We start from the raw sequence: 4,016 nt of genomic DNA, 5'->3' as shown, positions 1-4,016 counted from the left end.
ACCATTGCTGCCAGGGCGTCTAATTGTCCGGTGCTGAGGTATTGACCTTGTGCATCGGCTTGGGCGACAACCTTGGAGAATCCGTCTAACATATATTTAATCCTGTATGCGTTTAATAGTTTTGGTGTCAAATCTTTCGGCTGCTGTCTCGCGATCGCTTAACATAGCTTAATAAATTTGCGAAAACTCTCATATTATAGCCAATTTATGCTGGCTGGATCGAGCTGATGTTTAGTAATCGAGACTACCGATCCCTTAAACTTATACAACTTTTTGTGTATTATTATTTGCTTCTACCGATCTTTGTCACAAACGTTAATAATCTAACTGTGTAAAGCTTCTAACTCCAAAATTAGGTACCATAGTTACACCACTTTTAAACGGCACTCGCGGCTGTGGATGCGATCGCGATCGTGCCGCCAGCCGCGAGTGCCGCTGGTGCCTAACTCCTCCCGTCGGCTCTCATAATCGATCGATTCATGCGGTTCAAAGTTACTGAGCTTCTGAATGTGCGGGTAATTTTCGCTCTAAGTCGAATAAGAAGCCGTGGATATACTCTTCCGTCCACTCTTCACCGTAAAACCGCTTCAACATCCCGCGTGCTGGGTCTTTTTCGGAGCGGTATCGAACGTAACGCAGTTGCGCTTGCTCGATTTCCTGCAAGCGGTGCGGATCGCTAATCGGTTCGGCGCGATCGACAAAATCTAGGTAGGCTTTAAGATAATCTTTGAAGGCTCCAAAGACATGCGTCTCGACGGCTGCTGTCTCCTGCGGACGCGTCCACAAGAAGGCTGGCGAGAAAAAGGCTCGTGCTTCTTCCGGAAAATCACCCCCCCACGGCAGCTGAGCCTGATACTCGTGAAACATCGGTAAAATCGGCGTGGTGTAATGCTCTTGATACGCTGGCTCGTTCCAAAATAACGGCTGCATATCGATCGCGATCAGATGTCCGCCGGGTAACGTCACTAAATCCGCCCCAAAGAAGGGCAAATCGTAGTTTAGGTGCGGGAAAATCACAAAATTGAGCACTTGCAACGATTGTCCGCCTTGGACGTGTGCAGCCCGAATTTGCCGCAGTTTAGGCGACTGGAAGCCATAACTAGTCGTGAGGACTTCGGCTTGTTTATCCCCCTTTCCAGTCATCGCACTCTTTCGATCGAATCCAGCCGGAATCGGATACTCACTAAGATCCAGCCGCGATTTGAGATAATCGATACCGTAGTCGAGGAATGGTTGGTAAAGTGTCATTTTTTAGGGAATAGGGAATAGCGATTCGCGCTCGTCGGGTTCCCCGACGGTTTAGCGGCGTTTTTATTCGGGGGTTCCCCCCTAATAAAAAAACGACAAGACAGCGAATCAAGACAGGGGATAGGAGATAGAGCATAGAAGTCAGGGTTTAGGGTTCTTACATATAATTGCAGATATTTTCCCTATTCCCTATTCCCTATCCCCTATTCCCTAGCGCACAGCTAAAGGTGCTGAATCTTCAAATAAGAACTCATGCAAGAAGCGTTCCGACCATTCGTGTCCGAAATAGCTGCTAAATAATCCTGATGCAGGATCGCGTTCGGCACTGTAACAATCGTAGTCTTTTTGGGCTTTGACAATGCGTTGAATATCAGCAGGATCGGTCAATGGTTCGGCGCTATCGATCGTCTGCCAGTACAAGTCTAGATAATCTTTAAAGGCTGCGAGTAGTCGCGTCGAAACTGTTTCGACATCGGTTTTGGCAAACAGGAGATACTTGGAGAAATATTGGTTGGAGTCATAAAATTTCATCTCCAAATCTTGCGAGAGATCTGGGTAGCGATCGTGCAGAAATTTCAGTGGCTCGATGTATTTTTGCTGATAGGCAGCATCTTGAAATAATGGCTGGAAATCAAGTACCACTAGATTCTTAACTTTACCAAATGACAGGAAATCCAATCCTAACAGCGGCAGATCGTAATGATAACTGGGGTAAATAACACAGTTGAAAATTTGAGAACTCGCACCAGCATCAATGTATGTATACCGGATTTTTCGCAACTGTGGGCATTGATAAGACCAGCTTTGAATCCTTGCCGGACTCTTGCCCCGATCGCTAACATTTAACTCCAATCCCGCTGGAATCGTTCGCGGTCGTAAGTCGAATTTAGTTGTCAGTTCGCTTTCTAAGTGGTTTAAAAATGGCTGATACATGGAGCTTGATTGCGATCGAGCCATACTACCATACCAGTATAACCAGCCAATCCGTCCCCGATTCTGAAAACTAGGCAACAAATCTTAATGTCTAGAGTTCGGCTACTGGCGACTCGCGCGGGAATTAGGTCGATCTTAGATCTGTGCTTGCCTACCGCCGCTTGACATTTGTTGCATCATTGTTGCTTTATGAGCAGTGGGATGCAGCCGCCGATAATAAAGCCAAGGGCGACGGCACCCGCTAAAACTAGTCCCCACGGCAGATCGATCGAGTTCCAGAAGACAAATTTTAGGTTGACGATGCTAGCATTCTGGACGGATAATAAGGCGATGAATGCGATCCAGACAGCGGCGATTGTCGAAATCAGTAATTTAGTCATGGCAATCGTGTTTCCTATCTTGTCTTAACTGTAGGGTGTGTTATCGCGGCAGCGTAACGCACCGAAATTATCTTCGCAAAAAGGTGCGTTAGCTTGCGCCGTAACACTGTAGCAGCGTAACGCACCGAAATTATCTTCGCAAAAAGGTGCGTTAGGCTTGCGCCGTAACACACCCTACCATCCATCTCTTATTTAAGCGCATCGATCGCGGTTTCCATTGTAGAAGCGATTTTCTGCAACTGCTCAGCGGAGTGAGTCTCCATGTATACGCGGATCAGCGGTTCGGTACCGGAGGCGCGTAGCAGTATCCAGCTACCGTCGGCGAGATAGAATTTCACCCCGTCTTTACGACCGACTTCTTTAACGTCAATCCCGGCGATATTCGTCGGTGGTTTTTCGCTATATGTCTTCATCACCGTCTCTTTGTGAGCGTTATCTAAATGGAGATCTAGACGACGGTTGTAGAGCGGGCCATCGGCTTCGGCGATGACTTCTGCTACCATTTGACTCAATGGCTTGCCTTCATACGCGATCGCTTCAGCAATTAGCATATCTGCCAGGATGCCATCTTTTTCGGGAATGTGACCGATCACGCTCAAGCCGCCGGATTCTTCACCACCAATGAGAACGGGGATTTCCCGCATCTGCTCGCCGATATATTTGAAACCAACGGCGGTTTCAATTAATGGGACACCATGCTTGGCAGCAAAGTTGTCTAGGAGGTGGGTAGTTGCCACTGTACGGACGATCGCGCCCGTTTTACCCTTGTTTTTGATTAAATGCTTGGCAAGCACTAACAGGACGGTATTTGGCGTGAGTACGTTACCCAGCTCATCGACGATCCCAAATCTATCCGCATCGCCATCTGTCGCGACACCAAGATCGGCTTTATCCTTTTGAACTGCGGCAATTAGTTCGCCGAGTAGTTCGGCTTTGGGTTCAGGCATTCCACCACCGAATAAGACATCCCGCTGCATGTGCAAGCTTTCGATTTCACAACCGCAATGCAGCAAGACTTTATCCAAATACCCCCGCGAGGTAGAATACATCGCATCGAATTTGACCTTCAGCTTCGCCGAGCGAATCCGCTCGACATCTAGCAGTGTGTAGATAAATTTAAAATATTCAGGCTGCGGATCGAATGTGCTAATCTTCCCACTGTTCTTCTTTTCTGGTGGTGCATCGCTAGCACCCTCTAGATTAGCAACGATCGTATCTGTAATCGCCAGAGTTGCTGGCCCCGCATAATCGGGGATATACTTAATCCCACAGTAAGCGGCGGGATTGTGGCTGGCGGTGAACATCAGCGCACCTGCCGAGTTGAGATGCCGAGCGTTGAATGCAATTACTGGCGTCGGACAATCGCGATCGACTATTTTTACCGTCCAACCCAAATCTGCTAAAATTTCTGCCGCCGTCTGGGCAAATTTATCTGCCAAAAATCGCGGATCGTAA

The 4,016-nt window shown here is 47.9% G+C and carries 4 protein-coding genes and 1 pseudogene; all 5 read right to left on the bottom strand.

The genetic code is table 11. The features are described from left to right. Positions 1 to 92 (bottom strand): annotated as a pseudogene (locus RMO52_RS19915) (phycocyanin subunit beta); the annotation flags it as partial. A gap of 400 nt (positions 93 to 492) precedes the next feature. Beyond that, entirely contained in the window at positions 493 to 1,248 is a 756-nt protein-coding gene (locus RMO52_RS19910) for a phycoerythrobilin:ferredoxin oxidoreductase (protein WP_310417752.1), read from the bottom strand. A 210-nt stretch (positions 1,249 to 1,458) separates the two neighbouring features. Beyond that, a complete protein-coding gene (locus RMO52_RS19905; protein WP_396135060.1) occupies positions 1,459 to 2,181 on the bottom strand; it encodes a 15,16-dihydrobiliverdin:ferredoxin oxidoreductase in 723 nt (240 codons plus the stop codon). A 176-nt stretch (positions 2,182 to 2,357) separates the two neighbouring features. Further along, on the bottom strand, positions 2,358 to 2,561 hold the full coding sequence (locus tag RMO52_RS19900) for a LapA family protein (protein WP_309740776.1): 204 nt from the start codon (positions 2,559 to 2,561) through the stop codon (positions 2,358 to 2,360). A gap of 188 nt (positions 2,562 to 2,749) precedes the next feature. Next, on the bottom strand, positions 2,750 to 4,016 hold a 1,267-nt coding region (locus RMO52_RS19895; protein ID WP_310417745.1), incomplete at its 5' end, for a phosphoglucomutase/phosphomannomutase family protein.

This window comes from Chamaesiphon sp. OTE_8_metabat_110 (assembly GCF_031382685.1).
In the GTDB taxonomy this organism is placed as follows: Bacteria; Cyanobacteriota; Cyanobacteriia; order Cyanobacteriales; family Chamaesiphonaceae; genus Chamaesiphon.
Note: the sequence above shows the minus strand (reverse complement) of the source record. Positions and strands in the feature narration are given on the sequence as shown.